Genomic DNA, 1458 nt, shown 5'->3' with positions numbered 1-1458 from the left:
CGCGCCAGGACAGCATCATCACCGTGCCCTTGTCCGGCGCAAAGCCATGGCCGCGGTCGTTCAGGTGACCAGACGCTCGACCCACCTTCAAAAGCGGGGTCTTGTCGCGCAACGCTTCGGCAGCCTGCTGCTCGCGGGCCTTCACGTGGGACTTGGACAGGGCACCCTGGGTCGCCAGGTTGTTGTCCAGGTTTTGCAGGTAGAGGCGAGCGGCCGTTTGAACGAAGTTGCCTTCCGTGAACTGCAAGGCATACATGGCCGCGATCACAAACGCCACGGCCACGCCCATCCCGTCCGGGAGAAGGGAGCCAATCCCAACAAGGGCCAAGATCACCACCATCCACTTCATCATCTGAATGAAGCGCTCGGCGGTCCCCCCCAGCACGCCCCGGTGGGGATGCGAGGCCGCACTCAGGAAGGCCGCAAACAACAGCAGGCCAGGAATGGTCAAGATCAGAAGAACGATGCCCGCCATTTTGGCAAAGCCCGCAGCGACCGCCATCATCCCCGCTCCCGTGTTCATCGGGTCAACCGCTGCTTGCCCCATGCTGGCCGCGTCCACGTGGAGCGCGGACGACAACGCCGCCGAAGCGGTTGCAATCAGCACGGGCAGCACCATCAGGGCCAGGCCCTTGAAGGCTTCCTTCATCCCTTCCGCTTGCTTCAACGCAACAAAGTAAGGAATGGCAGCCAGCAGCACCACGTAACTAAAAGCGCCAATGAGCGAGCCCAAGAAGTATTGAACCGCACCAATCAGCGGGAAGGCCAGATACATCAGCGAGGTTGCAGTGCTGTCGCCGCCCAGCGCCATGTCGTCCCCCAGCACGAAGCCTTCGGCACGACGTCCTTCCTTGGTGATGATCATGCGGGCCTGGGTGTTGCGCAGATCCTCCGGAACCTTCGGCCACCACGGATGGAACTGGTCCAGATCCAGTTCTTCGGGCACAACCAGTGCCATCTCTTTCTCGTCGAAAACCGCGCCCGCTTGGACCGCCATATCTACATCCTCTGGGGGAACGTCCAGCACGCGGCTCTTCACGCGGTCGCTCACGTCAAAGCGCCCGACCAAGTTTTCGTAGCGGTCATTGCCGTCCAGAATGATTTGCTCCAGCGTGCTCGACGCTTGATCGTCCTTCTTGAACAGCTTGCGGCCAATACCGACCGTCCAATCCATCAGCGATAGCAACATGCTCAGTGCCTCCCGTTGTTGTTGTTGTTGGTTTGAGATAGCGCCTGACACGCCACGATTTCCTGAGGCGTGATGGTGCCGCTCGTCCATTTCTTTTTGCACTCGTTCAACGACAACGAGGGCGCGAGTTGGATCGCCGCCGGCGAAGGGCGTGTTCCTTTCACTTTGTTGACGACCAATGCCCCAAAGCAAAGGGCCACGCACGCGGCCGAGGTGACAAGAAAGCCGGCTTTGGACACATGTTTTTCGCTGGCGTGCCGAACCTGGCT

Annotated in this window: 2 protein-coding genes; both read right to left on the bottom strand. The window is 60.4% G+C overall.

All coding sequences use genetic code 11. The annotated features are described in order from the left end of the window. A partial coding sequence (locus AB0E19_RS38700; RefSeq protein ID WP_362189938.1) for a hypothetical protein occupies window positions 1-1189 on the bottom strand: 1189 nt, incomplete at its 3' end. Window positions 1190-1191: 2 nt separating this feature from the next. Then, window positions 1192-1458, bottom strand: a 267-nt coding sequence (locus AB0E19_RS38695; RefSeq protein ID WP_362189935.1) for a hypothetical protein, incomplete at its 5' end; no start/stop codon positions are given.

Origin of the sequence: Streptomyces sp. NPDC047974 (genome assembly GCF_040653375.1) — a bacterium.
Classification (GTDB): Bacteria; Actinomycetota; Actinomycetes; order Streptomycetales; family Streptomycetaceae; genus Streptomyces.
Note: the sequence above shows the minus strand (reverse complement) of the source record. Positions and strands in the feature narration are given on the sequence as shown.